The organism is Pontibacter toksunensis (assembly GCF_042686245.1).
GTDB lineage: Bacteria > Bacteroidota > Bacteroidia > Cytophagales > Hymenobacteraceae > Pontibacter > Pontibacter toksunensis.
Genome location: NZ_JBHUOX010000001.1, coordinates 1 through 26,432, shown reverse-complemented (window position 1 = coordinate 26,432; position 26,432 = coordinate 1). Strand labels below are relative to the sequence as shown.

General features: G+C 46.6%; 19 protein-coding genes. 9 read left to right on the top strand and 10 right to left on the bottom strand.

Going from position 1 to position 26,432, the window contains the following annotated elements; translation table 11 throughout:
* Positions 1 to 200: 200 nt before the first annotated feature.
* From ACFS7Z_RS00095 to ACFS7Z_RS00080, 4 genes are all read right to left on the bottom strand, one after another.
* Positions 201 to 2,864, bottom strand: coding sequence for a DUF5916 domain-containing protein (locus ACFS7Z_RS00095; RefSeq protein ID WP_377479002.1), 2,664 nt, complete (start codon positions 2,862 to 2,864; stop codon positions 201 to 203).
* Between the two features lie 354 nt (positions 2,865 to 3,218).
* A complete protein-coding gene (locus tag ACFS7Z_RS00090) occupies positions 3,219 to 4,238 on the bottom strand; it encodes a helix-turn-helix domain-containing protein (protein WP_377478999.1) in 1,020 nt (339 codons plus the stop codon).
* Positions 4,239 to 4,909: 671 nt separating this feature from the next.
* Positions 4,910 to 5,401 carry a hypothetical protein gene (locus tag ACFS7Z_RS00085; protein ID WP_377478996.1) on the bottom strand — a complete coding sequence of 164 codons (492 nt, stop codon included), beginning with the start codon at positions 5,399 to 5,401 and terminating at the stop codon, positions 4,910 to 4,912.
* 222 nt (positions 5,402 to 5,623) lie between these two features.
* The gene (locus ACFS7Z_RS00080) at positions 5,624 to 7,120 is read right to left on the bottom strand and encodes a DUF7133 domain-containing protein (RefSeq protein ID WP_377478993.1); all 1,497 of its coding nucleotides are present in this window, start codon (positions 7,118 to 7,120) and stop codon (positions 5,624 to 5,626) included.
* Between the two features lie 19 nt (positions 7,121 to 7,139).
* Between ACFS7Z_RS00080 and ACFS7Z_RS00075 the strand changes: the two genes are divergently transcribed.
* A complete protein-coding gene (locus ACFS7Z_RS00075) occupies positions 7,140 to 7,268 on the top strand; it encodes a hypothetical protein (RefSeq protein ID WP_377478990.1) in 129 nt (42 codons plus the stop codon).
* 498 nt (positions 7,269 to 7,766) lie between these two features.
* Here the strand turns inward: ACFS7Z_RS00075 and ACFS7Z_RS00070 are convergent, their stop codons facing one another.
* Positions 7,767 to 9,098, bottom strand: a complete 1,332-nt coding sequence (locus tag ACFS7Z_RS00070; RefSeq protein WP_377478987.1) for an erythromycin esterase family protein — start codon at positions 9,096 to 9,098, stop codon at positions 7,767 to 7,769.
* Positions 9,099 to 9,223: 125 nt separating this feature from the next.
* Positions 9,224 to 10,834 carry an amidase gene (locus ACFS7Z_RS00065; protein WP_377478984.1) on the bottom strand — a complete coding sequence of 537 codons (1,611 nt, stop codon included), beginning with the start codon at positions 10,832 to 10,834 and terminating at the stop codon, positions 9,224 to 9,226.
* 388 nt (positions 10,835 to 11,222) lie between these two features.
* On the opposite strand from ACFS7Z_RS00065, the gene ACFS7Z_RS00060 reads away from it, so the two are divergent.
* On the top strand, positions 11,223 to 11,882 hold the full coding sequence (locus ACFS7Z_RS00060; RefSeq protein WP_377478981.1) for an SOS response-associated peptidase: 660 nt from the start codon (positions 11,223 to 11,225) through the stop codon (positions 11,880 to 11,882).
* A 62-nt stretch (positions 11,883 to 11,944) separates the two neighbouring features.
* Here ACFS7Z_RS00060 and ACFS7Z_RS00055 read toward each other — a convergent pair whose 3' ends face one another.
* Positions 11,945 to 13,258 carry a sensor histidine kinase gene (locus ACFS7Z_RS00055; RefSeq protein WP_377478978.1) on the bottom strand — a complete coding sequence of 438 codons (1,314 nt, stop codon included), beginning with the start codon at positions 13,256 to 13,258 and terminating at the stop codon, positions 11,945 to 11,947.
* Positions 13,259 to 13,502: 244 nt separating this feature from the next.
* Between ACFS7Z_RS00055 and ACFS7Z_RS00050 the strand changes: the two genes are divergently transcribed.
* The 3 genes from ACFS7Z_RS00050 (at position 13,503) to ACFS7Z_RS00040 (ending at position 17,606) form a co-directional block, all read left to right on the top strand.
* Positions 13,503 to 15,134, top strand: coding sequence for an FAD-dependent oxidoreductase (locus ACFS7Z_RS00050; protein ID WP_377478974.1), 1,632 nt, complete (start codon positions 13,503 to 13,505; stop codon positions 15,132 to 15,134).
* A 78-nt stretch (positions 15,135 to 15,212) separates the two neighbouring features.
* Positions 15,213 to 15,491, top strand: coding sequence for a sugar nucleotide-binding protein (locus ACFS7Z_RS00045; protein WP_377480627.1), 279 nt, complete (start codon positions 15,213 to 15,215; stop codon positions 15,489 to 15,491).
* A gap of 282 nt (positions 15,492 to 15,773) precedes the next feature.
* Positions 15,774 to 17,606, top strand: a complete 1,833-nt coding sequence (locus ACFS7Z_RS00040) for a sugar-binding domain-containing protein (protein WP_377478971.1) — start codon at positions 15,774 to 15,776, stop codon at positions 17,604 to 17,606.
* 310 nt (positions 17,607 to 17,916) lie between these two features.
* On the opposite strand, the gene glf is transcribed toward ACFS7Z_RS00040, so the two are convergent.
* Positions 17,917 to 19,110: a UDP-galactopyranose mutase gene (gene glf / locus ACFS7Z_RS00035; protein ID WP_377478968.1), complete on the bottom strand. Its 1,194-nt coding sequence runs from the start codon at positions 19,108 to 19,110 to the stop codon at positions 17,917 to 17,919.
* A gap of 37 nt (positions 19,111 to 19,147) precedes the next feature.
* On the bottom strand, positions 19,148 to 20,395 hold the full coding sequence (locus ACFS7Z_RS00030) for a glycosyltransferase family 1 protein (RefSeq protein WP_377478966.1): 1,248 nt from the start codon (positions 20,393 to 20,395) through the stop codon (positions 19,148 to 19,150).
* A 497-nt stretch (positions 20,396 to 20,892) separates the two neighbouring features.
* Here ACFS7Z_RS00030 and ACFS7Z_RS00025 point away from each other — a divergent pair, with 497 nt between their 5' ends.
* A complete protein-coding gene (locus ACFS7Z_RS00025; protein ID WP_377478963.1) occupies positions 20,893 to 21,366 on the top strand; it encodes a discoidin domain-containing protein in 474 nt (157 codons plus the stop codon).
* A 274-nt stretch (positions 21,367 to 21,640) separates the two neighbouring features.
* Here ACFS7Z_RS00025 and ACFS7Z_RS00020 read toward each other — a convergent pair whose 3' ends face one another.
* On the bottom strand, positions 21,641 to 22,315 hold the full coding sequence (locus tag ACFS7Z_RS00020) for a LytR/AlgR family response regulator transcription factor (protein WP_377478959.1): 675 nt from the start codon (positions 22,313 to 22,315) through the stop codon (positions 21,641 to 21,643).
* Between the two features lie 701 nt (positions 22,316 to 23,016).
* Between ACFS7Z_RS00020 and ACFS7Z_RS00015 the strand changes: the two genes are divergently transcribed.
* The 3 genes from ACFS7Z_RS00015 (at position 23,017) to ACFS7Z_RS00005 (ending at position 25,852) form a co-directional block, all read left to right on the top strand.
* On the top strand, positions 23,017 to 23,904 hold the full coding sequence (locus tag ACFS7Z_RS00015; protein WP_377478956.1) for an SH3 domain-containing protein: 888 nt from the start codon (positions 23,017 to 23,019) through the stop codon (positions 23,902 to 23,904).
* Positions 23,905 to 24,176: 272 nt separating this feature from the next.
* Positions 24,177 to 25,109 carry a metallophosphoesterase gene (locus ACFS7Z_RS00010; protein ID WP_377478953.1) on the top strand — a complete coding sequence of 311 codons (933 nt, stop codon included), beginning with the start codon at positions 24,177 to 24,179 and terminating at the stop codon, positions 25,107 to 25,109.
* Between the two features lie 260 nt (positions 25,110 to 25,369).
* On the top strand, positions 25,370 to 25,852 hold the full coding sequence (locus ACFS7Z_RS00005) for a 3'-5' exonuclease (RefSeq protein ID WP_377478950.1): 483 nt from the start codon (positions 25,370 to 25,372) through the stop codon (positions 25,850 to 25,852).
* The last annotated feature ends 580 nt before the right edge of the window (positions 25,853 to 26,432 follow it).

Sequence of the window (26,432 nt, the reverse complement as noted above, 5' to 3'; positions counted from 1 at the left end):
ATAGAAACGAGGACTAAAGTCTATGTATAGCAGTTTCAATAAATTTAGTATAAGGCTTCTTTCAGCACAGTGAAATAAAAGCCTATGGGAAACAGTTCCTGCTGTCGCCACACATGCAATAAAATAACACCTGCTAGCTACTCACGCTCTGTTCCACCTCAGTACAAGGTAATGGCTTACTTTGAGTTTCCTTTTGTTTTTTACCTTAAAAACCGGTAGGTCATTTTTATAAGAAAACTGTTCCTGGATTGTTCGGCAAAAGCATTGTCCCATAAGCTGTTTGCCAAGGGTGTGTTGAGCTCCGATAAGGCATCGGCCGTATTCCCCTGCGACCATACCAGGAATAGCTCAGAGCCAGCCTTGTACTCCCAGCGCAGAATCAGGTTAGAGCGGAACTGCACAAAATTGAAGTCCGGCTTGCCAAAGGTATAGTCCGACTGGCCATCTGCATTTTCATCAACGCTGTAGCTACCGTCACTGAAGCTTATTTCACCTGGGTTGAATGCGCGGAAGCGGTCGTCATAATCTGCAGCCAATGGGTCAGATACATAAGAAAAGTTGTCGTAGAGCGGCCTTGTAATATACGGCTGCCCGTAGTACTGCAGCGTCAAATCAGGCGTAATATTGTAGCTCACCCTGCCGGTAAAGCGAAGCGTTTTCTGCGAGACCTCGCCTACGATGGTTCTGGTAACATCATCTATAGCGACCGTTCTCACATACTGGTCCTGCCGGCGCCAGTTCTGGGAATAATTACCACTCAGGATAACCCGAAGGGCATTAAAAGGCTGTGCAATAATGGATAACCCGAAGTTGTTGCCCCGCACGGCATTGTCAAACCCCCAGAAGTTAAACGTGTTCAGGTTGAAGAAAACCTTCTTGCGGGTGTCGGTGGTGACATAGACGTTATGCCCAATACCAGCCGGACGGCGGAGTGACGACTCCCCTCGCAGGGCATTATTGGAGATGTCGTAGGGGTTCCACGTGAGCCCGGTGCCAGCCTGCCAAAAGTTCTGGAAGGTGGCGTGGGAGTTAAAGTTAAAGGCCTGGTAGAGAAACTGGCCGCTGTAGTCCCACCTCGACCAGTGGTTATAGTTCATGCGGGCGTTACGGAAAATTGAAAAAGGCTTTTGATAATGAATACCGGCCCAAGTGAAATGGTTAATCTCATTGGAAGTGAGCATAAAGCCGATGTCGTTCAGCTCCAGCTCGGGTGAGCGGAAGGTCAGGCCGGTCTCAAACCGTAACACCTGCCCCAGCTTTCCTGTCTTGCCTCCTATCTTCCCGAACCGGACAGTGCCCCCCATACCGGTAAGCGATGTACGGCTGCTGTCTACTGACACCTCACTGGCCCCCGCCCGCTGGAAGAGGTGCTCGAAGGCGGTTTGGGTTCTCAAAATTGCCTCTTTGCTCCCCTGCACATGGCTGCCGATGACATTGCCCCGCACATACCACGTGCGCTCTTTCCAGTAATGCAGGAAATCCATACCACCGGAAAATGCGTTTCGGTGCAGCAAATCAGACAGGCCCTGCTCCCGGTTCACACTCGTGACAATGCCGCCAATGATGGTATTCCCTTCCTTAAAATCCTGCTGTACCCTGCCAACGAAATAATTGGTGAGTGGCTCTACCAGTTCCTCCCTCCTTTGCTGGTTCAGGTCTATGGTGGCCATCTCCCTTTGGGTAATACTGGAGAGAATACCAATGCTCAGCCCGTTCTTCGTTTTTCCGCTGAATTTGGCTGCACCCAGAATAGATGTATTTTGAGGCGTCCGAGCGTATTCGCCGTTTTCAAGGTGCGGATGGCCATGTGGAGCGCTGCCGATCCGGCGGGAGTAAAACAGTAGGTCACTGTCATAATCCCCACCTGCCTCAGAGCCGGTTAACTGGTAATCAAAGATGTTTCGGCTTTCGATGAAGAACGGCCTTCGCTCCTCGAAGAAGTTCTGGAAGCCGTCTATCCGGACCTGCGACGGGTCTGCCTCCACCTGTCCGAAGTCGGGGTTGATGGTAAAATCAAGTATTAGGTCGTTTGTAACTGCTACTTTCCCATCCAGGCCCGCACTGATATTCGTGTCAGAGCCCTTGGCAAAGGGATTGCCCGGCTCTTTCTTGTACTTGTCGGCTTGGGCTGTTACATAGGGGGCAACTTCGACCTGCCGGTGGAAGGGGATGTTCTTCAAGCCGTGCAGCTCTCCGAAGCTGCTGACCCATACCCCTGAATTCTGCGGGATGTACTGCCATGTGGACCGTTCCTCTTTTCTGAAAAACCGCCTCGTTACCTGTATGCCCCATACCTTATCGACTTTGTTCCCATAGCGCAGCTGGCTCAGCGGGATCTTCAGTTCTGCCGTCCAGCCTTCGTCATCTATGTTGGTTTTGGCAAACCAGATGGGGTTCCAGCTGGTGTCCCAGTTGTTGCCGTTATTAGAAATAAACTCATCGCCCCGCACACCAGAAGCCGAAACAGTAAAGGAAAAAGCGGTGCGCAGGTCGTGGTATGAATCAATATTGATTTCAACAAAGTCGCCGGGAAACTCATCACGCCGCCCCAGGCGCTTCACAATTGAATCCGGTGCCATATCATGAGCCCGGAAAGCTACATACAGAAACCTATCGTCGTACAGAATCTTGAAGTTAGTTTGCTGCGAGGGCGCTTCTCCTCCATTTGGCTGCCACTGCGTGAAGTCTCCGCCCCATTCCACTGCCTCCCATGCTTCTTCAGAGGGTATGCCGTCCAGGTTTATTTCACCTGTGAGGTGCGTGGTGTCATATCTCTTTTTTACAATGACTGAATCTGCAGGGAAGGCATGCGCATTGAAGAAAAAGAAACTGAATACGATGAAGAGCAGCCAGCCTTTGTTCATAGTTTTGTGGTAGTAGAGTTTTGTATATGGAGTTACATTTAAAAGGAGTCTTCTCGTGCAATGGTAAAATATCAGCTTATAGCTTTTTCAGTTTTACCATACCTGTTGGCGTGGAAATTAAGCCTCCACTTGCCCATCTGTTCCTGTTATTTATATCAGGTGCTGTAGAAGTAAATTCCAGAGGCGTTATAGTATTAGAAGTTTCCCTGAAATGCAATAGTAGGCTGTTTTTGCGGACCATATGTTATTCCAGATTGAGGTTGATTTATTCTGAATAACTTTCTTTGGCTTATGTTGTATTCCTGCTTTGATGACATGCAGCATCAAAATAATTGAAACCAGGACAAACAAATGTCAACGTTCATTTAACTCACTGGGTCGGATACCAAATTTCTCATAAAAGCTATTGGAAAATGTTCCTAAAGAAGTAAACCCTACAGACGTGGCTACTTCACTTACCGTCATCTCACCTTTCTGCAGTAACTCTTTAGCTTGTATCATCCGGTTATCTACAACAAAACGGTATGGCGTTAATCCATATTGCTGGCGGAAGCCGTTTTTCAACCTATAGTCACTCATGCCCAATTCTTTGGCAAGTTCTATTAAAGATGGGGGATTTTCCAGAGAAGATATTAAAACCTGCTTACAGTACTCAAGGAGCTTTTCTTCCTTAGCAGTCAGTTTCACGCCCGTCGAATTCACCTCCTTTGCAGGCTTTGTTAGTTCATCTATCTGGTAAGCGATGAGTTCTATAACTTTTGCCTCTCGATAAAACTCTTTGCTTTTACCACTATAAGGGTTGTTGAATATAGCTTCTCCTAAGGCCACTACCTGAGAGGATAGCTTCACTTCTCTTAAATAGTAACCATTTTCAGCTTCTATCGCTCCTAAAAATTCCTGGGGCATAGCGTTCAGTTGCTCTCCTATCAGTTGTCGGAAAGCTTGATAACTAAACAACAGGTACAGGGCTTTGAAAGGTTTTCCTTTGTCCAGTTTCATCCAACCATGGGAGGCAGCCGTGGCATAAATCATTCCTGACCGGGAAGAAAGAGCGTATTGCAACTTGCTATCCTCTCTTGGAAGGGAATTCTGACGGAATCCTTCCATCCTTCCGCTCAGGCAATACCCAAACCCAATTTGCGGCAGGAAAGACTTCATCTCTATCGTAGTGTCTTGCAAAAAATTGAGCTGCGTCCGAATCAAAGTAATCCCTTCTCTGATAACAATGTTCAAGGCGCTGCCCTTACATAAAGGGGTATTTATCTGTGAAGAATAAGTAGTATGGTATAGCCCTTCGTTTGGCTTAACTTCTTCTGTCGTTCGTACATTTTGCGTGAGCAACTCCTGAAATTCTTCAAATGAAAGCGATAGCATAAACTTTTAACTTACTATTAAAACAAACCGGATTTGAAATATTACAATTGCACTGCCTTTGTTTGAATGTTGTGTTATGTTAAAAGCAGATTTAAGGGTGCTTTAGAAATATGCTAGATTCCACCTTCCGTTATTTGGAGGCACTTTATAGCTGGCAACGAGGCAGCCCATTATACTTCATGGATGGATTATAATACAAAAAGTTGCATCAAATTTATCAAAACAGCTTATAATTTAGATGAACAGCTCCTAATCATATACCAACTGCTGTTTTTTAAGACTCAAGAAGTTGATAATAACTGCAATAACCGATAGGCAATTATAATCACGTGAGCAATCCTCTTGAAGCCATTTGAATAGCTGCTCGCTTACCACAACTTTCCTATGCCATAGTGGGGCACGCCCGACAGTACTTTGAAAACATCGGCTTAATCGAATCTAAATACTGCAGCATTGCCCAAAAGAGGTGGTGGAACACCTCAGCTTTACCAATGCCTTTAATTTTTAAATGATAATACAGGGAGAGACAGGTTGTTGCAGGAATAACTGCTATTCATTTTGGTGATAGTGGCAGATTGTTGGAAAATTTATTCTATACGTCCTTCGAGTTCTACTTTGTTGTGCCAGAGTATGAGCAACGGTATAAAAACGTCTTTCTGTTGAAGTTTATATCAGGCGTCTGCGAAAAGCCAATGCAGGGCAGCTTCCTTATCGGTGAAAACTTCCATCTTATCTTTTAAATCTATGTCTACCAGTTTAACCACCATATCATAAATTCGGACCACATCCATCAGGGCGATACTTTCTGCTGTGGAGAGGCGCGCAAACTTAACAAGCTGGCTATTCTTTAGCCGGGGTACTATCTCACTCAGCATCCAGTTTTGGTCGGCAAACTCAATGTAGCGTATTGCCCGTGCATCACTTAACCAGAAGGCGCTCCTGGTCTCCAGCGTAATATCAGTCAATTTTCTAAAGATGCGCCTGAAGTTCTGGCTATCTGGATGAAGGAACCATTCTACATAGATAAAACTGGCATTTTCATCCACTTCTACCTTTACGTAATCATCCTGGTATACATTCAGCAGATGAAGGTTCTTATTCATAATTACTTTACGCACATCAATCATATCATGTAGAACAACCTGCGGCTTAAGCACATTCATCTTTCCACTTCTGAGCCTTAACCAGTTCGCAATTTAGTAACTATTTCTATTCCTGAGTGAGGTACTGTTACCTCTAAACATCCTGCAGCGCAATTAATTTTAGCCCAGCTAAAAATGTAGAAGTTTTTTTCCAATTATTCCATCCAAAGAAGGACTCCAGTTTATTCTGCATATGCTTCTTTAAGTCGTTGTCCGGCTAGAGAAAGAAAGAGGCGAAGTATTCTAGCGAGCAGTTGAACCGCTCAGACTGACAATGTAGTCCAGTAAAGCATCTTTTTCTGTCTCTGTTAAACTGGTTAGAAGCCCCTCATACATCAGTGATTTTGTTTCGTTCACTGTTTCTTTAATTTCATCGCCAGGGATCTCTATCACATGGTTGCCAATAAGCATGAGAGACAGCTGATTTTCATTGGATCCGACAACTCTGCCACTCATGGTCTGACCGTTCTTTTTTATTACCCGAAGGGCCATCATACTGGGTTTTATTCTTTCCGATGGTTTCAGAATCTCTTCCAGAATTTCTTCCCTTGTCAGCCGTTTTGCCACGTCTTTGAGATTAGGTCCTAACAGCTCCGTCGCACCATCCACCTGATGGCACCCGAGGCAGGCTCTTTCAGCAAATAGCTGCTTTCCTGCTTCAACAGCGTTTTTTGATAAGGCTTTATCAGGCATTTTTCTACTTTTAGCAGGCATATGCAGCAGCCCAGGATCATACACCAGTTTATATAAGCTGCCTTCGTTCTCATACACAGCATTATACCAGTAGTCTGCTTTGCCGTGGCTGGCCAGGTATAATGACCCGTCTTTCCCGAAGGCCAGGTCGGAGAGCTTTGGTATGTCGGCCACTGCATATTCTTTGTAGGTATAGCTCCCGTCGCCAGCCCGCAGCATATGGATACGGCCAATGCCGCCACGTGTCCACCGCTCGCCTGGTCCATAGTAAGCCACAAAAAGATTTCCCCCGGCACCACCAAAATAATTGTCGAAGCTGTTAAACTCTATGCCGGAGGGCGCCACCTCTGTTTCCAGGTTAAGTTCAGGAGCAGTAGTAGTATCATTTTTGTATTTAGCATGGTTGTGACCGTAGTAGCCGTTTTTTACCAGCCTGTTGAGTTCTTCTGTAAGGTTTCCGCCGCCTTCGTTGTCAGTAAAAAAAAGGTCGCCATACTTGTTAAACCCCAGACCGTAGACAGAACGGATGCCAGTCGCTGCCTTCTTTACTATTTTCCCGTTCGGAGATATCCTTAGAATAGATCCCCTGTACCCGTTTGGGTCGGGAGATGGCGCTGCATTCCACGAGTCGGTGCTTAGCGCGGCATACAGCCAGTTGTCCGGACCGAAGCTTAAGCCGTTGGTCCACTCATAGGGATGTTCACTATGTGGAATGCTGTCAAAGAATACCCAGCTTGTGTCTGCTTTACCATCATTATCTTTGTCCAGGAAGGCGCGAATCTGCTGCGCAGTGCCTATATAGATAGTATCACCACGACTAGTGAATCCTGATGGAGAACGCAGCCCCACATCTTTAACATTGCAGTAGAGCAAAGCCATATCTTCCAGCCCATCCTTATTTGTGTCGTGCAGGGAGTATACCTCTCCTGTCTGGTTGGTCCCGTACAGTACCCCCTCCGGACCGAGCGCCAACTGAATTGGGTTCGCAAGCTTTACACCATTGGTTATCGGCAGTTTGTAGGCTACATACGGTCCATAAACCGACACAGTGGTATCTATATAAGTTGTGCGATCTATCGAATCTGCCTGTATTGGTTTAGGAGATGAGCAGCCGGATAAACAGGAAGTCAGAGATGAAAAAGCAAGGCAGAAGGCAACAGAAAACCTTATACCAGTTGGTTTCAGGGGAGAGTAATCTTCTAATTTTTTTACTTTCATGGGAAGGATAGAATAACAGGAATGACGTATAAATACCCTAAATTCCTTTGCAGCGGAGACTCCGGCAACTATTCCCATGGCTCCTCTATACCGCACCCGTAGAACAGCAGCTTTTAGCTGCTATGCATCCCTTATAGTTATACTATAGAATGCATAAATACAATTTATAAAATCGCTGCTCTATTAGCAATACGTCAAAGAGATTACCACCTAGAAAACAAGCAGGAAAAAGAAGAGTAGCTGGCATTTTGAGCAATAGAAAGGTGGGTTTAATCCTGCAGTACTAAAACCTGCTGCTACATAAAATTTATTTATAAACTTGAAGATGGACTTCGTCAGAAATAATTGGTGAATGAAGACACTGCTTAAGGTCGAAAATGTACTTTAAAGAAAATACCTGCTCCTACTGGCCAGATGTAACTTCGGATTAGACTTTGCGGTGGCACAGCTGCCGTAAAGGTGGTGTTGAGTCTTGCTATTTTCCGTTACTTTGGTTGCTTTTGGCTTTTCTACTTGGTTTCATGTCATGAACAAAGAAAACACCGTCCAGAACTTTCGTCCAGTCTGCTTGAAACAATATGGAAGCGTCTGGACGGGCTATGATATCTTGGCTAATCCAGCTATTCTGCGATTCCTGCGTGTTTAAGTCAAGGAAAGCGGCTTCCTGATTGGCTAAGTGAAATAGGTGGTTCAGGCTTCCTGCTGGCGCAGGTGCGACCTCTGTTATTTGAGGGTGATGTGCCAGACCTGTCTGCCCTTGGTAGGATAATGTACCAATTACATACAGCCTCTCTCTATATATATCAAACAGATGGTCGCCCATCGTGGTAGCTCCCTTGAAGACGTCTCGCCCTGACTGAGGAACTAAGGATTCAGTGTTCTTCATGGTGTGGGCACTGTTTGCCCATAAAATGATTTTCCTCCCTTTGTAGGGGCCCTCCAGCAGCCAAACAACATTCTTTGCCATCTGCACATCCCTCATGTTATTTAACTCCCTTCCAGTCATCTTCCCTGTGCTCACCTTCTGAAGTGACCAAACAACCCCTGACTGTACCTGCAGGTTCTTCATCGCCTGCAGCCAGAAAGCTCTCTCCTTAGATGGAGATGCCTCCAATAAAGCTAAAACTTGATTAATGCCCTGGTCAAAAAGTAACCGTTCCTCAGTGGAAGGTAAAACAGGAGGTAAACTATAATCTGTAATGCTATTAGCGGTTTTCCTGAAACTCCTGTACTCTTTAGAGGTAAAGTAGCCGGGGCTCAGAACTTGTACGATGGAATCAACTTCAGTGAGGAAGACCTTTTTGCCGTAGTAGCCCGTAAACTGACAATCAAAGCCACCTACTTCCAATGGGTTGGGCGTGTTCGCCTGGGCAGCAATATAGCCAATCATGGGCTGCACTTGCTCGCTATGAGCCCACAGCTTAAAAACACTATTATTAATTGCTGTCTGAGCATCTTCTTTCTGCATTATGCTTTGCCATGCTTTGTGGCAGTCGTAAAATCCACTCTCGAACACAATCGCATCAAATCCATACCTGCTGTGTAGCAGCTTCACCAGATTGCTATAAAGTTGGAATGTAGTCCCGTCACCGTGGTTCTGCTCCCCTAACACCACCACCTGTTTACCTGCAAGGGCTTTATCAAAATAGGCTAAGGCTTGCGAGTCAGGGAATGAAGTGAGACTGATAGGAATAGCGTTCTGCCTGAGCCAAGCAACTCTTTCGTCAGTTTCCTGAGCTAACACACTGGCTGTGGTACCAAGAATTAAGATACTCGATAAGCAATATGTGCTAAATTTGATACCCATTTTATGTTTTTAGTACCACCCAACATCAGGCTAGTAGGAGCAGGTCTTTGTTTTGTAGCTGATAATCCTGTTATCACGGCAGCTCCATCCAGCAAAATGCAAAACCGAACCTTAGATTTTAAGCCTTATTGAAGGAACTTAGGCGCTTTGCGGTGTTTCGTACCGGTTTCATAGCCATATGCAATTTCCAGTAGAATAGGCTCGCTCCAGGCCCTCCCGAAGAAAGAAATTCCAACCGGCAACTCTCCAACGAAACCCATCGGTACGGTGATGGAGGGATAGCCAGCCTGGGCTGCAGGAGAAGAACTGCCTACCTGAAAGCTGTCGCCGTTTACCAGGTCTGTTTTCCAGGCCGGGCCTCCTGTTGGTGCTACAATGGCATCCAGGTTATGCTGGTCCATTACCTTATCTATGCCCTCTTCCCTGCTGCCTTTCATCAGTTTGGCCAGAGCCTCCTTGTACTCCTTTGTGTTCAGGTCTCCTTTTTCCTGGGCCATCTCCAGGTAGCGCTGGTTAAAATGCTGTAGCTCTACAGTGTCCGCTTTATTGAAAGAGATCAGCTCTTCTACGTTTTTTATAGGTGCATCAGGCCCCAGCGACTTAAAATAGTCATTTAGCCCTTGCTTGTATTCATACAACATAATCTCAAATGAACTAGCGCCAACCTCTCTGCCTCCTATCTGGTCTATCTCCACAATCTCTGCTCCCTGGCTTTTCAGGAAATCCACCGCCTTCAGCATAAGAGAGTCTACTTTATAATTTGCTCCCAGCGGTGCCTTGTAGAACCCGATACGCTTTCCCTTCAGGCCATCTGCTTTCAGGAACTGTGTATAATCCTGGTAAAACTTCCCCTGGCTCGCTGCTGTTTTTTCATCTGCGGCATCAACACCCACCATGGCTCCCAGTCCGATGGCCGCATCCCGCACCGTACGTGCCATTGGGCCCGGCGTATCCTGGGTAGAAGAAATCGGGATGACACCGGAGCGGCTAATCAGACCTACCGTTGGTTTAATACCTACTATACCGCTGGCTTGCGCTGGGCAGACAATGGAACCGTTTGTTTCTGTGCCAACGGCCAGCACGGCCAGGTTGGCAGCCACCGCTACAGCTGATCCGGAACTGGAGCCACATGGGTTACGGCTCAGCACGTATGGGTTCTTTGTCTGCCCGCCAAGGCCGCTCCAGCCACTCGTAGACATCTCGCCCCTGAAGTTTGCCCACTCGCTCAGGTTGGCTTTGCCAATGATTATGGCTCCTGCCTCTCTTAACTGCTTTGCTACATAGCTGTCCTGCAAAGGGTATGAACTGGCCAAAGCCCTGGAGCCGGCAGTAGTGGGCATCTTATCATGCGTGTCGATGTTATCTTTCAGCACCACGGGTACACCATGCATCGGGCCTCTGACCTTTCCTTCCTTCCTCTCTTTATCCAACTGCTCCGCTATCTGGAGAGCATCCGGATTTACAGAGATAATGGACCCAAGTTCCGGACCACTGTCATCAATTTCCCTGATGCGATTTAAATAAGCCTGCACAACTTCTTTCGCGGTAAGCGTGCCGTTTTTATACTCCTGCTGAAGCTGGGGGATTTCTAACTCCACAATTCTGGAGCTGTCGGCACTCACCACCTCATTTTCATTTGCCGCATTCTGGCAGGAAACCTGGGTGAGTAAGACGGAGGAGAAAGTCAGAAGAAGTACTGTTTTTATACAAAGGTACTTCCGGTTAGGTAGATTCATATAGTTTGACAACATTAAAGGTTAATGTGTATGTGCATTGTTTTAGAAGGCTAAACTGGCCTTGGATCACCTCCTTCTAAGGATGAATGGCAGCATCAAAATAAGAAATTTGTAGCACAGTAAAAAAACACATGTATAAACATGCCTGGCACACATGTAGTCGATGGTTTATGCAAGGTGTTCATGCCTCTGCAACTGCTTTTGTACCAGCTCCTTTACCTCGGGTGCCGTATCTTAATCATTTCAATATATTATACATTTAATCAGATGGTATAAAGGGCAGGGAGCGTTACATGTTAATTCTGCAGGTATTCAGGCAGGATGTGCAACAGCTTGTAGCATAACACATAGTTCGTGCGTATTATAGGCTCTACCCAACTTGATTATTATGTGCGGCAGATATACAGTACTTCCAAAAGCAAAAGGAGACTCAAAGGCGGCGAAACTATTGGCGAAGAGCCTGAAAGAGACCCATTATAACGCGGCTCCATCGCAGAACCTGCCTGTGGTCACCAACACTCAGCCTGACATCCTGCAGTTCTTTTCATGGGGACTGCAGCCTTTCTGGGCAAAAGATGTGAAATCGGTGAAGCGCGCTATTAATGCCAGGGCGGAGACACTTGCCGAGAAAACTTCTTTCCGAAACCTGCTGAAATCGAAACGCTGCCTGGTGCCGGCTGATGGTTTTTTTGAGTGGCAGGTGACTTCACAGGGGAAAGTGCCGTATCGGATACTGCTGCAAGACGAAGCAACTTTTTCCTTTGCCGGGCTATGGGATGAGTGGCTTGACAAAAGCACAGGCGAGATACTGCACACCTACACTATCATTACCACATCAGCCAATGAACTGGTGAAGCCCATTCACAACCGTATGCCCGTGATGTTGTCCCCGGAAGCAGAAGAACTCTGGCTGGATGAGCATGAATCGAAGGAGGAATTACTGAAGCTGCTGCAGCCGTACGACGCGGACAAGATGAAAACGTACCCCGTCTCCCCGCTTGTGAACGCTGCGCAAAACAATGTACCTGATGTTATTAACTCCCTTTAAGAGGCAGGAATTTAATATGGCTTTCCGCTGCTGCTTTTCCGCCATTAGCACTTAACATACTGCTAGGCCATTACCGGGTTAGCTAAAGCGGCAGAATTTAAGGTTGATGCATTGCTTTTGTTGAAGTATACTTTAAAGGCTGTTCCTTTATTTACTTGACTCTCCACTTCAATTTTACCCTGATAGTTGTCGATTATGCGCTTAACAACATAAAGCCCTACCCCGTTTCCTTCTACATGGTCGTGCAGACGCTTGAACAGGTTGAATATCTTTTTCCTGTGTTTTTCTAAATCAATACCTATGCCGTTATCCTTTACTGTTAGCACCACGAAGTCTTCTGTTTCTTCTGTACTTATTTTCACGACAGGAGCCCGTTCCGGAGACCTGTACTTAATGGCATTGGTCAGGAGGTTTTGCAGGATGCTCTGCAGATGCTGTGGGATAAAGCAGACAGAGGGCTTGCGACTGAAATCAGTCTGAATCTCCACCCCGGACTGCTGTACCATCAACTGGATGCTACCCAACACGTCACCCAACAGGTTTTCAAATGGAATCTCTTCCATTATTTCATTATCAGAGCGTCGCTGAAACTTACTCACATCAGATAAATCCTGTATGGTTCGGTTGATCTTGCGGACAGAAGTCTCAAAGCGCTCCAGGATTGGCTCTACTGCGCCATCCGGGGCAGCCATTTCCTCGCGTAGAGCGTCCAGAAGCCCTTCCATGTTCGCTACAGGAGACTTCAGGTCGTGGGAGGCCAGGTATACAAAACTATCTAGGTCCGCATTTATACGTACCAGGTCTTGGTTTCGGTCCAGTAAGGCTTTCTGTGCCTTCTTCCTTTCCTCAATCTCCGCCTCCAGTTCGCGGTTAGCCTGAAAGAGCTGCGCCGTACGCTCCTGCACACGTGTTTCAAGCTCATTTTTCGCCAGGCTAAGCTCAGCCTGTGTCTTTTCCCGCTCCTTTATCTCTTCCTTCAGTAGCAAGTTTGCCGACTCTAATTGCACATTGCTCGGTATGGCAAGCATAGCAGGTATAGATTTATAGAGTACTACAGCTGTAGCTATTGACACCAGTCCGGTGACCATTTTCACTACGCCGGCCAAGCGGTACGTCGGCACCCATGCCGTCCAGATATCCAGCACATGGGTGGTGCCGCAAAGGAGAATAAAAGCCGCGAACAGGAAAAACACATGTTTGTGCGCTAAATCCTGCCGGGTTTTAGCAAAGTAAAGCAGCATCAGCGGGATAGAGTAATAGGCGGCCGCGGTTAAGGCGTCTCCTCCTACTGTTAGCCACAGGATCTCAGGCTTCCAGAAATAACAATGCCCATGGGGCATGAAGTCTGATTGAAACAACTTTTGGAAAAACTCCATGCGCAAGAATTTAAATTCTTTTGTGAGGTCAAATTTACTGAAAGTTAAAAGGAATCTGCATATGTACAGACAGATTAATCAACTCCATATATATTCAGTGACTGCAACATTTCCACAATCAGCAAACGCAAACAAAACTGCGGCATCTCAAAAAGAAAATGATATATATTCCGCCTTTCTGCCGTATAAGTTCCTTGTCAGCACCTGACACCCCAATTACGATTACAGTTTAAGCCCTACATAAATGAGAACAAAAAAGTCTTTCCCAACGCTGACAGAGAAGCAGATAGAAATTTTCAGGAAAGAAGGTAGAGTAAGAAATTATAAAGAAGGTAAGGTTATAATAGATGAGGGAGAGCGCGGCTTCGACTTTTTCATTGTACTTGAAGGCGAAGTCGACATCATTGATCCATTTCTGCCGAACAAACTGATTACAACTCATACAGCGGGAGAATTTACAGGCGACAGTGACATCCTCTCTCAAAGGGCTTCTGTATTTAAGGCCGTAGCTAAGACCGACTGTAAACTCATCCGGGTTCCGAACGAAAAGCTTTCAGAAATCATCTCCACTTACCCCGACCTGAACGATATTCTTATCACCGCCTTTATCCTGAGGCGAAAAGAGTTGCTGAGAAAAAATAAAACGGGCTTTACGCTGCTTGGATCCAGGTTCTCCCCGGAAACTTATGCTATCCGTGATTTCTTCTCCAAAAACCACCTACGCTATGTGTGGCTCGATCTGGAAAAAGATAAAAAGGCGGAAGAGATATTGCTCCACTTCAACATTAGGCAGGAGGAAACACCCGTTATTATAGACGCTGACTTCAACGTGTACCGCAAACCCTCCCTCCAGGACATCGCGCATCACACTGGCTTAAGTGCAATCATTGAGAAAGATAAATACGACATACTCATTGTAGGTGCCGGTCCGGGCGGACTGGCAGCGAGTGTATATGGCGCCTCCGAAGGGCTGAACACCATCACCATCGACAAAGTGGGTCCTGGGGGACAAGCCGGCAGCAGCTCTAAAATAGAGAATTACCTTGGCTTCCCGACAGGCATCTCAGGCAGCGAACTGGCGAGCCGTGCTTACACGCAGGCCCAGAAGTTTGGGTGCACCGTGTCGGTTCCCATGGAAGCTGAAAAGCTGATCCGCCACAAAAACCATTTTGAACTGAGGACAAAAGAAGGTAAATCTATCTATGCCAGTACGGTCATTGCTGCGTCCGGGGCGAAATACCGCAGCTTAACCGTAGACAATATAGATTTTTACAAAGGCCGCGGCGTCTATTATGGCGCCACCACCACCGAAGCAAACACCTGTAAGAAAGAAGAAGTCGCTATTGTGGGAGGCGGAAATTCAGCAGGGCAGGCAGCCATTTTTCTGTCTACATTTGCTGCAAAGGTACACGTTATCATCCGGGGCGATTCATTGGAAAGCAGCATGTCATCTTACCTGATAAAGCGCGTGGAGAACGAACCAAAGATTGTGGTGCATAATAACGCTGAGGTTACCGGCCTTGAAGGAGAAGAAAACCTGGAAAGGGTAACCATCACCAACAGCAAAACCAGAAAAAAGAGTACTCTCACATTAAATAACCTGTTCCTGTTCATTGGCGCTGTTCCTGCCACTGATTGGCTGAAGGACCTGATATGTATGGACAGAAAGGGCTTCATTCTTACCGGAAACGAGTTAAGCCATTACGATCTGGAGTGCTACAACTGGGATTTAGACCGTCCTCCCTACCCTCTGGAAACCTCACAACCTGGTCTTTTTGCCGTAGGGGATATTCGCAGCGGCTCCACCAAAAGGGTAGCCTCCAGTGTGGGTGAAGGCGCCATGGCCATCAGCTTTATCCATAACTTTTTCTCTTAGTCTCTGCTTTTCCCAAACCTATGAACCCGATATGGTACATGCCGGCCTGGACCTCCTTCTGGATGATGAGGCTGGCATCTGGCGAACGAAGGTGAAACATCCTGGGCTTCCTTAGCTTCAGAGGTAGCAAAATTAAGCGGGTATAACAGGGAGCTTGTTAAACCCGTTCCCTTCAAAAACTTTGGCTACAAGGCTACACGCCCGGTAAGCAGCGTGCTCCATAGCGAAAGGGGGTTAATACTGCCAAGCCTGGAGGACGCGCTTGGGCGGTATTTCAGAGAGCAGGAAATTTTTGAACCCACCCCTCCTGTTATTGCCTCCTTTTCCAGTCAGGCTTATGAGGCGTCAGCTCCATAAAAAGGCTCTCTTCCCATATCTCTTGCCGGAGGTAAAATGCTGACATATACTTTCACCTGCCTGTAAACAGAAAATAAAAGAGCTGCTGAAAAAGTATCCGGTTCTGAGCTATCATAAAGGTACAAAGCGCTTCAACCAACAACCTGTTTATAAGTTTCTGCCGTTACTCTCCTTTTTTATTTCATTCATGTCATAAATGTTCAGGCTAAAATCATAATCTGTACCGCGGGTTATCCCGTTTAAAAGTCATATCTACTTAAACCGCACAAATACCTGCCAACTATGAATCCCATACACCAAAGCTTCAATGTTACAAAAGTTGTAAAAGAACATACTCCTACTGAACTTCAGGAAAACCCGTTACCCCGTGCAGTTCTCCGCCCCAACTCGCATTACCTCCTGGACGGGCAATGGCACTTTTCGCTAGACAATGAAGACCGAGGGCTCCGTGAAGAATGGTATTTAGGACACAAGTATGACCACACGGCACATTGGCCGGGCTCGGTGGAAGCACATGTAACTGCAGCTAAAGGCCAGAAACAGGCACAGCCCTGGCAGGACAAGGTAATTGTGTGGTATGAGCGGGAGTTCCCCCGTCCTGAAAGAAGCACCTCCTCCCCCTCCATGTTCCAGCTTACCTTTGGCGCATGTGGTTATGAAACCCGCGTGTGGCTCAACGGCCGCCTTCTGACCACGCTGGATGGAGAGGAAGTACACTATGGAGAGTACACCTCCTTCTCTTATGAAATAGATGAAGAACATTTGCTGTCACTCAACTATTTAACAGTCCGAATTGCCTCTTCTATGGATGCTGAAATTCCGAGAGGCAAGCAGGAGTCGCATGTATACAAGCGCGGGGGCATCTGGTACCAAACCTATACCGGTGCCGTACGGAGTGTGTGGCTGGAAACAGTAGAGCGAAACCGGTTGCGCTCCCGGGTAGGCGTTATCAGTGTCATAGAGGATTCCCTGGTGCGGTTTGGCCTTACCACCCGTATTCATGACCCAGGCGACTACACCATCCGGCTTAAAATATTAGAACGTGGCAATGGGGAAAATCAGGAGCCTATTGCCGAATCAGACTTTCCCTTACACCTGGAGGCAGGACAAAAGCATCAGTTTGTAGTAGTGGATATGCCGGACGCGGAACTTTGGTCTCCTGACAATCCTCACCTTTACCGGCTGGTGGCCCAGCTGATAGATGAGAATGGATATACTGCCGAAATAGAAGCAAACTTTGGGTTAAGGAAGTTTGAGGCCAGGGGCCGACACCTATACCTCAACAACGAAGAAATTTACATTGATGGCATTCTTTATCAGCCAGGCACAGCCACCTACGAAGAAATGAGGCGCCACATGTATGCTATGAAAGAACTGGGTTGCAACCTGGTTCGCGTGCATATTGCGGGAGTAGATCCCAGAATCTATAACCTGGCTGATGAAATTGGCTTGCTTTTATGGGTTGAAGTTCCCAGCCCTCATAGCTCCACACCGCTAAGCCGTGCCAACCACCGGGACGAGTTGCTACGCATGCTGGCACTGATTGAGACCAATCCCTCCATTGTTATCTGGAGTTTGTACAATGAAGACTGGGGTGCACAGGACATCGCCACAAACCCGAATACACGCCAGTATATCATGGATGCCTATCATTACATGAAAATAAGGTACCCGCAGTTCCTGGTAGTAGACAACGACGGCTGGCAGCATATCTCTTATGAAGGAAAGCTGAAATCCGATATTCTAACAGCCCACCTTTATACACCGGAGCTGGATCGGTGGAAAGAATTGCTCGATCAGATAACAGCAGGCCAGATGGTAGGTGTGGCAGCATTCCCTCTCGTTGTAGGCGATCCATACTTTTACCGCGGGCAGACACCGATTATTGTGAGTGAGTGGGGAGGTTTTGGTTTTTCAGACTATGGCGGCCCTCAGGGTTCAGAAGAAAGAGCCGAGAACATCAGATTGTTCAAGCAGGAGCTCCGTAAGCGAGCTATTGCCGGTGATATTTATACCCAGGCCACTAACATTGAGGAAGAACGCAACGGTCTTATAGATCCACATTCAGGGGAATTATCTGTGCCAGCAGGATTACTGAATTCGAGAGACGACTAAGAGGTTAATTTTCTATCCTGCTTATATTATACTTTGATAGCATGTCAACACTAATGCACTAGGGATCAGAATTGAGCAGGTTAGATCTCTTAAATAGTTATGGGGTTAGCCTGATTGGCTTTATTCGAAAGAATAACATTCTAGTGCTTACTCACCACTTACACTTGCAAAAGGTAGGTTTAACAATGGAGGGGTAGAGGTTGCAGCAGCGCAAAATTCTTTTATTTATAAGAGGATACAAAAAGAGACCTGCACAGCTTGAATTGTGCAGGTCTCTTTTTGTGTCCTCTCATTTAATCCGTGCTTCTATTTAATGCTTACCATTTTTACTCGTGCTTTCTTTAGTGCCATTCAGCACGCGGACTTTTTTGTTTACGTTCAGAGCTACTCTTTCTAACTCTGCTTTCTGCCTGCTCTCATCTTCGAATCTTTTAAACAGTGTCAGTGCCTGGGCCACTACCTGGTCCATGTTATAGTACTTGTAGGTTGCCAGCCTCCCTACAAAGTATACACCCGGTGTTTCATCAGCCAGCTTTTTATACTTCCTGTACAGCGCCGCGTTCTCTGCCTTGGGCACGGGGTAGTACGGGTCCCCCTCCGCCTGCGGGTACTCATAGACGATGCTGGTCTTGGGGTGCTGCTGGCCCGTCAGGTACTTGAACTCGGTGACGCGGGTGTAGGCGTGCTCGTTGGGGAAGTTGACCACCGCCGTGGGCAGGTGCACCTCCTGCTCCAGGGTCTGGTGCCGGAACTCCAGCGAGCGGTAGGGCAGCTTGCCGTAGCAGAAGTCGAAGTACTCGTCCACGGGCCCTGTGAAAATCATCTTCCTGAAGGGAATCACGTCCACTATCTCATGGTAGTCGGTGTTGAGCATGATTTTGATGTTGGGGTGGGAAAGCAGCTTCTCGAACATGGCCGTGTAGCCGTGCTTTGGCATGGCCTGGAAGGTGTCGGTGAAGTAGCGGTCGTCGCGGTTGCTGCGCACGGGCACCCGCGAGGTGACCGACTTGTCGAGCTCCGAGGGGTCCATGCCCCACTGCTTGCGGGTGTAGTTGCGGAAGAACTTCTCATACAGCTCCCGCCCCACCCGGCTCACCACCACATCCTCGGAGGTGCGCACCTCGGGCACCTGCTCTGCCACGGACTGGAAGAAGCCCTCCACCTCGAAGGCCGTCAGGTTCAGCCCGTAGAGCTTGTTGATGGTGTCCAGGTTGATGGGCATGGGCACCAGCTGCCCGTCCACGCTGGCCAGCACCCGGTGCTCGTAGGGACGCCACTCGGTGAAGTTGGAGAGGTAGTCGAACACGTCCCTGGAGTTGGTGTGGAAGATGTGCGGCCCGTACTTGTGCACCAGTATCCCCTCCTCGTTATAATGGTCGAAAGCGTTGCCTGCTATGTGGTTTCGCTTGTCAATGATAAGTACTTTCTTGTTTAGTTGTGAGGCAAGCCGCTCAGCCAGAACGCTACCAGCAAAACCTGCTCCTATTATTAAGTAATCAAACATAGTATATCCTCTTGTGTTTCTGTTCTTTCTTATATTTCTACTTACCACCCTTTTGGTGTGCTGCTTCCGCTAACAATTCCACCATGTGCTGCCAGGTCTGGTCCCACGACATGTTTGCCATAAAAGCTTGTACCCGCTCCTTCCACTCTTCATCCGCCTGCTGCTGCATTGCTGACTCCACTGCCTCTGCAAATTCCTGCGGGGTACCGGCAATATGCACCAGCCCCTTTTCGCCGTAAGGGCGCACTACATCACGAATCGGCGTAGATACAACTGGTTTTCCTGCAGCCAGGTATTCCGGTGTTTTGGTTGGGCTGATAAAAGCAGTAGATTCATTAATGGCAAACGGCATTAGTGCCACATCCCATCCGCTTAAGTAGGTCGGGAGCTCCTGGTATGATTTGCCGCCGAGGTAGTGAAGGTTAGGACGGTGCGGCACCATCGCCGGGTCTATTTTCACTATTGGTCCAACCATAACAAACTGCCATTCCGGCCTGGCATCAGCAAGGGCCGCCAGTAGCTCTAAATCCATGCGTTCGTCTATAACACCATAATAGCCCAAGCGTGGCTTAGGTATAGCAGCATGGTCTGGTGGCTGTGGCATTTCCTGGCTAGCCTGCGCAAAATGAGCCTTATCAATGCTGCTGGGAAAAGCGTAAACTGCCTGGTGTTGCTTTTGCTTTGCTTCGTACAGGCTTTGACCTCCGGTAAAAACCACATCAGCTTTCTTAAACAGCTCCTGTTCCAGTTCTTTCAGGCGTGTGGGGGCAAATTTGAAAGCTGACAGTTCATCCATGCAGTCATACACAGTAAGCAATGGCTGCAGGTGGTCAGAAAAGCTCAGGGCCATGGGGGTGTAATACCAGAGTACCGTCTTTTCAATTGACTGGCTCTGAAACAAATCATCAAGTAAATTGCGCTGTATCTCTTCTGCTTCCTCAGTCTGAAGCCCGTGTGGTAACTGTGGTACCGCTATGTAAATGTTTTCTCCGCGGCTTGATATATGTAGATGAGGCTCCTGTACATCTCCGTAATGAGGCTCCTCGAAGAAAAATAAGCGCCCGTGTTGTGCGAAGCGAGAGAGCAGGTGTTGTGGCCTCTGGTAAACAAAGTCCCACCGCAGGTGCGAGAGGCATACCACGTCAGGCATGTTCTCCAGAAAGCTCTCTAAGCCTGTCTCTTTCCTTTCTTTTTTTCTGTTATGAGATTTATCTGTTCTCCTAACCTTATCTTCTGTTTTTTCTATTGTGGTTTGTACAAAGTTATCCTGTGTTTCTTCTCGCATAAATTTGTTCTCAGTAAGGGGTTGTGGTGCTTTAAGGGCTGCAGTAACAGAAAAGTATACAGAAGCCTGCCTCAGCTAATACGCTGTAAAATAAAAAAAGTCACATCCTACCAGCCCTGATAGGCAACTTTTATTCTGATGGCAACATTAATATAACACGTAATGGATGAAGTATAATTTTATCAGCTCTTTTACATAATACAGTTCTGTTAAGCTGATATTTAGATAGCATCATCTGGAATCTCTTTCCATCCAGAGCATAATTATCATTCAGCAAAAGACACAATAAAAAGGCGCAGGAAAAGAAAGTGAAGGCGTTATCAGCCAATGACATATACGCGACGGAAGCTATCGTAAACTTATACCCGCTATCAGAGTAAACTACAATGTATCCAGTTCAGGAATTCATGATGTAAAGGGGATGATGGCGAAGCGATGCTATAACCTTTATGGGAGCCGTTTTACCTGAAATGCACTTACATTTTAAAGAGTTGAAAATGCGTAAGAAGATAATTAATACGGAAAAGCAAGAGTATGGCGCTGCTATACCGGGTGGCTTAAACCTGGAGTCACTGGCTCAGGTTGAAATAACATCAGAAGACGAGAAGCACCCGATTGAGGCGGCATTTACCTCTGATGAGAACACACAGTGGAAGGCGGCGGAGCCAGGTGAACAAACCATTCGTATTTTGTTTGATGAGCCACAGAAAGTGAGGAAAATTCAGCTTTTGTTCCGGGAAGAGGATCAGGAACGTATGCAGGAATTCCTGATACGCTGGCTACCTGCCAATGAAAAAGCATACCGCGATCTTGTAAGGCAGCAATACAACTTTAGTCCGCCCCATACTACAACAGAAGCCGAGGAATACAACGTAGAGCTCGAGGCTGTGAAAGCTCTGGAACTGACAATTATTCCTGAAAGGAGCGGAAGATCCGCCTACGCCTCTCTTGCACAGTTACAGCTAAGCTAATACCTGAAGCAGTAAGTATGACTTTTTATAGGGCGGTACCTGTTCAGAATTGAACTGGTATCATGCTGTTGCACAATGCCACCCTGTTGGTACAGTGACCGCCATTCGCTTCGCAGAAGTGCCTGATGCTGTAGCTTTCCAGCAGCTTGCCAGGTGCTTTATTTCCAGCTGAAAACCCTTCCTCTTCTGAACGAGTATGAAAGGCAATCCTATAGCCTTTCCTATAAACCGTACCTTCTTCAATCAAGTTATAAAATTCGAGCCTACACTTTCTTCAAACCTGCAACTGCTGCATATAAGAGGCACCAACAGGCACATCATGCCCTTGAACACAAACCTGGTGGCGCTCAATTTTATCTATCCTGCCTTTGGCTACAATGTAGGAACGGTGCACGCGTATAAACTTATCCGCTGGCAGTAGTTCACATACTTCCCCAATTGTCATCCGCGACAGCAGTTTCTTATCTTCCATCACAAAGGTGACATAATTGCCTGCCGCTTCCATATACAGGATTTCATCAAAATGTACCTTTACCTGTTCATAACCTGTTTTAAGAAATACATACTCTTTGGGAACAGCTACAGCGTTGCCCCGCAGTTGCAAGAGTTCCTGTGCCTTGTTGCACGCTTTCAAAAACCTGGCTAAAGAGAAAGGCTTCAGCAGGTAATCAATCGCATCCAGCTCGAAACTTGTAACCGCATGCTCTGAATAGGCTGTTGTGAACACAACAAGCGGTTTTTTTTGCAGGCTCGTTACAAACTCAAGCCCGGAAATGTCGGGCATTTTGATATCGAGAAAAAGCAGGTCTACAGGCTCGTTTTGCAGGTATTCCAACGCCTTGAAGGCATCTGTAAAACATGCCACTAACTCTAAATAAGGCACTTTTGCTGCATGAGAGCGCACTACCTGCAGGGCCATCGGTTCATCATCTACTGCAATTGCCTTCATATTAAGCTATATTTTTACCTGCTGAAGATACTTCTTTCTCTACTAAATTACCACAGATACACCCGCTTAAAAGGGCGCTGTAAATAAGGATATTAAAAGACAATCAACTCTTATCACATGCTTAAGGTTAATGTGCTAAAGCGAAGCAACATATAAACTCCTTTCTGAGCGTAGTTGTGGTTTTATGTCCGAACTTCCCGACTTTCTGAAGCACAATTTTACATCTAAGCTCAGAGGCGGTAAAACAAAAGGGACGAACAGGGCCAAATATGTGATGAAACTGTTCTCATCACCGGTTTTCAGCTAAAAGCTTTCTGCTTCCACTTCATCCACTGATGCTGTACATTTTTTGATTGCTGATGGATGAGCCAATGGTTTCTGCTAAAAGCCATTCAGCAGTTGAAAGAATCAAAGGTACCAGCACCTACAATTCTATTATTAGGCAAATACAGTAGTTGGTTGCAGAACATACTTTACATTAGAATTAGTGTAGAACTTTTTCTATTAAAAGAAAGGGAAACTAAATATCAAATATTTATAAAATACTAAAACATAAGTTGTCAATGGGTTTTACATACCGCATGAACAGCCTTACAGCCTGATAACAAACTTTCTTAAAACAGGCTTATAAAAAATAATACAAATTACACATTGCTTATAAAAGCTAATATAGTAGCTTTGCTATATAAACAACTGAATAAATGAGACCATCATTCAAGCACCTCTTCGCTACCCTCTTATGTGTGCTCTTTTTTGTATCTGCACATGCACAAACGTATGTTATAAGCTCTTCGTCCGGAGCCAACATCAGGAAAGGCCCGGGCACAGACCAGCCGGTGCTGGCAAAAATTCCGCAAGGTTCCAACGTAAAAGTGGTCGAACGCACCAATAGTAATTGGGTGAAAGTATCTTATAACAGCCAGACAGGCTATGTTGCGTCTGAACTGGTAACAGAGGATAAAGGCCGGAACAGCAATAACAACAACGCCAGAAACGCATCCGCTAGCAATGGCTCCAATGGCAGAAACAACAAGGCTTCCAGCCAGTCCAGCCGTTCCAGTTCTGCCTCATCATCCTCTAATAAGAAAATGGGCATTGGCCTGCGCTTCGGCGACCCTGCCGGTATCACCTTTAAAAAGTATAGTGGGAACACTGCCTGGGAAATCAACCTGGGAAGGTCTTACCGCTGGGGCTACCGTTACGATGACCGTTTCTACCGATATGACAGGTTTGATAACAGGAAATTGTATGACTATAAGGGGCATAGCGCCGGGCCTACAACAGCCTTACAGGTACATTGGCTGAAACACCATGATATTTCCGGTGCCAATGGATTGCAGTTTTATTATGGGGTTGGCCCTCAGGCACGTTTCACAAATGTGCATTACAGGTATAAGTACGATGACAGGGAATACTATGAAAGCTTTACAGATCTTGACCTTGGTGTGGATGGTGTGATAGGCCTCGAGTATACATTCAAAGAAGTGCCTTTCTCCATTTTCCTAGATGCCAATGCCTTCATTGAGGTATTTGATGCACCGGGCTGGATTCATGGGCAGAGCGGTATAGGCGTACGCTACAACTTCTAAATCATAAAATTCAATCAATGAAGAAACGGACGCGCGGTTTTATACTGCACGTCCGTTTGTTTTAAGTGCAGCTTTAGCCTCCCGGAAAGGCCATACATACGCATAATTAATTTATCCTTAACATAAATTAAAGTTGAAACCAATGAACCGCAGTATCTTTGCAATTGTAAGGCTGTATCATCAGGCCCAAAACCGGCTTCAATAAAACTGGCCAGGCTGTTGAAGTTAACCCCGAAGGAAGGGATGCCTTATATAACCATTAGCACACACATATGTACGACATCATAGGAGACATACATGGCCACGCAGACGCGCTGGAGTTGTTGCTGCAAAAGCTGGGTTATGAAAAAAGTAAGGGTTATTACCGCCACCCGGAGAGGAAAGTGATTTTTGTGGGAGACTACATCGACAGAGGGCCTAAAATAAAAGAAACGCTGGAGATAGTCCGCGCTATGGCAGAGAATAATGCTGCCATAGCACTAATGGGTAACCATGAGTTCAATGCTATTCTTTACAACACAAGGGGCACTGACGGGGAATACCTGCGCGAGCACTCCCACAGAAATGTCTCACAACATGCCCGCACGGTTGAACAGTTTACAGAAGACGAAGCAGCCTACAGAAGCTATATCCATTGGTTTAAAACCCTGCCGCTTTACCATGAAGAGGAGAACTTAAGAGCTGTGCATGCCTGCTGGGACGAAACTTCTATTCAGCACCTTCGGAAAACCCTTCTGAATGACCGGCTAACAGATGAAATACTCCTGCACCAGTATAACAAACAGGCACAATTCACAGAAGCGCTTGAAGTAACATTGAAAGGTAAAGAGCTGTCGATGCCAGAGGGACTGTCGTTTACGGATAAAGACGGGCACCCTAGAAACGCACTACGGATAAAATGGTGGCTCAGCCCGAAGCAGATTACGTACAGGCAGTACAGTGTCAGCACCTACGACACCCTTACAGACGAACTGGTACCGGAAATACTGGTCAGCAAAAATAAACCGTACCCTCCTACAGAAAAACCTGTGTTCTTCGGGCATTACTGGCTACCCGGCAACGCTCCAACGAGCGTATATGAAAAGAACGTGTGCTGCGTCGATTACAGTGTGGCCAAGGCAGGCAAACTTGTAGCTTACCGCTGGCAGGGTGAGAAATCTCTGGATCATGCCAATTTACTACATGTGTCGCCTGTTGATATCTAAAAGTTATTCACCGCAGTAGTTCATTGCAAACGATGAAGTTGTTTGTAAAAATCAAAACAACTGCAGAAAGACGATCTTCAGACTACCCTCCCGCAGAAATAGTTTCCTCTCCTGCTAAAGAGGAAAAAGTAACTTGTCGGCTTCTGCTTCATGTTCTTTCCCTTCCTATAGCTACTGAAATCATATGCTACCTCTGAACTGCCTTTTGCTTTCAGGCAGGAGGTGCCTATCTTGCCGCACATAAACTTTTTTATCCCAGCATGCACTCTTTTACAGCTATTGATTTTGAAACAGCGCAAGGAAAGCGCTGGAGTATCTGCCAGATTGGATTGGTTCGGGTCGAGAACGGACAGATAACCGAAAAAATAAATAAATTAATCTGCCCGCCCGACAATTTCTATTTCTACCGCAACACTGAAATACACGGCATATCAGCAGCCGACACCTGCACCTCTCCTACCTTTGATGTGGTATGGCAGCAGATTAAGCCATACATCCAGCAGCAGACAGTAGTGGCTCATAATGGTGCTTTCGACTTCAGCTGCCTGCGCCACACACTGGATTACTACAAGGTGCAACAACCGACATACGAGCAGCAGTGTACCTATAAAATATTCAAGAAAGGGCTGGCACAACTTTGCCGGGAATACCACATACAACTTAATCACCATGATGCGCTCAGCGATGCACTGGCTTGTGCCGCCTTATACAAGAGGTATCTGAACAGTTTAGAGAGGGTTTGATACCAGATTGCCTAAAGCTTCTTTCATCAATAATCCATTAAAAGGCGTTGGCACGGAGTAAATGGGCTTCCAGTCTCTGGGTTGAGTTCCTGGGGGAGAGGCCCACTAAATATTGCGGTGCTGAACGCATAGAGGCAGCGCGAGTACAGCCCCCCTACCCCCGACAGCTTCTTTACACAGCGCGATGCCCTTAAGAGGGCCCCTATCCCCACAATGAGGCCTCTCGGCCTAGGGAGCAGAGCAAAAGCTATAGAACCTTAGGTCTGGTGCCGCTGGATGAACTACAGCAACGGCAGCTTAGACAGAAACAGGTATCATTCCCAAGGAATACAATTTATGTGATGTGCTGTAAATTGAATAAAGCACATGTTCAAAAACAGGAAAAGGCTCCCCGGGATGAGGAGCCTTTAACAGGAGAATCATGTAGTAGAATAGAAAACAGAAAAACGAGACCCGAGGCTTTCAGCTGTACTACAAGCAACCAGCCTTATGTTCATGCTTATTTTGCTTTGACTAATTTGTATTGCTTCGCCTCTTTGCCTGTACTCACTACCAGGATATACACTCCCGTGTTGAGCTC

What these genes read in the sequence shown, in the direction of transcription:
- ACFS7Z_RS00030 (WP_377478966.1), bottom strand. Translation starts at nt 20,395, where the DNA reads ATGCGAGAAGAAACACAGGATAACTTTGTACAAACCACAATAGAAAAA.
- ACFS7Z_RS00090 (WP_377478999.1), bottom strand. Translation starts at nt 4,238, where the DNA reads ATGCTATCGCTTTCATTTGAAGAATTTCAGGAGTTGCTCACGCAAAAT.
- ACFS7Z_RS00010 (WP_377478953.1), top strand. Translation starts at nt 24,177, where the DNA reads ATGTACGACATCATAGGAGACATACATGGCCACGCAGACGCGCTGGAG.
- ACFS7Z_RS00040 (WP_377478971.1), top strand. Translation starts at nt 15,774, where the DNA reads ATGAATCCCATACACCAAAGCTTCAATGTTACAAAAGTTGTAAAAGAA.
- ACFS7Z_RS00020 (WP_377478959.1), bottom strand. Translation starts at nt 22,315, where the DNA reads ATGAAGGCAATTGCAGTAGATGATGAACCGATGGCCCTGCAGGTAGTG.
- glf (WP_377478968.1), bottom strand. Translation starts at nt 19,110, where the DNA reads ATGTTTGATTACTTAATAATAGGAGCAGGTTTTGCTGGTAGCGTTCTG.
- ACFS7Z_RS00015 (WP_377478956.1), top strand. Translation starts at nt 23,017, where the DNA reads ATGAGACCATCATTCAAGCACCTCTTCGCTACCCTCTTATGTGTGCTC.
- ACFS7Z_RS00085 (WP_377478996.1), bottom strand. Translation starts at nt 5,401, where the DNA reads ATGAATGTGCTTAAGCCGCAGGTTGTTCTACATGATATGATTGATGTG.
- ACFS7Z_RS00055 (WP_377478978.1), bottom strand. Translation starts at nt 13,258, where the DNA reads ATGGAGTTTTTCCAAAAGTTGTTTCAATCAGACTTCATGCCCCATGGG.
- ACFS7Z_RS00070 (WP_377478987.1), bottom strand. Translation starts at nt 9,098, where the DNA reads ATGGGTATCAAATTTAGCACATATTGCTTATCGAGTATCTTAATTCTT.
- ACFS7Z_RS00050 (WP_377478974.1), top strand. Translation starts at nt 13,503, where the DNA reads ATGAGAACAAAAAAGTCTTTCCCAACGCTGACAGAGAAGCAGATAGAA.
- ACFS7Z_RS00065 (WP_377478984.1), bottom strand. Translation starts at nt 10,834, where the DNA reads ATGAATCTACCTAACCGGAAGTACCTTTGTATAAAAACAGTACTTCTT.
- ACFS7Z_RS00060 (WP_377478981.1), top strand. Translation starts at nt 11,223, where the DNA reads ATGTGCGGCAGATATACAGTACTTCCAAAAGCAAAAGGAGACTCAAAG.
- ACFS7Z_RS00005 (WP_377478950.1), top strand. Translation starts at nt 25,370, where the DNA reads ATGCACTCTTTTACAGCTATTGATTTTGAAACAGCGCAAGGAAAGCGC.
- ACFS7Z_RS00025 (WP_377478963.1), top strand. Translation starts at nt 20,893, where the DNA reads ATGCGTAAGAAGATAATTAATACGGAAAAGCAAGAGTATGGCGCTGCT.
- ACFS7Z_RS00095 (WP_377479002.1), bottom strand. Translation starts at nt 2,864, where the DNA reads ATGAACAAAGGCTGGCTGCTCTTCATCGTATTCAGTTTCTTTTTCTTC.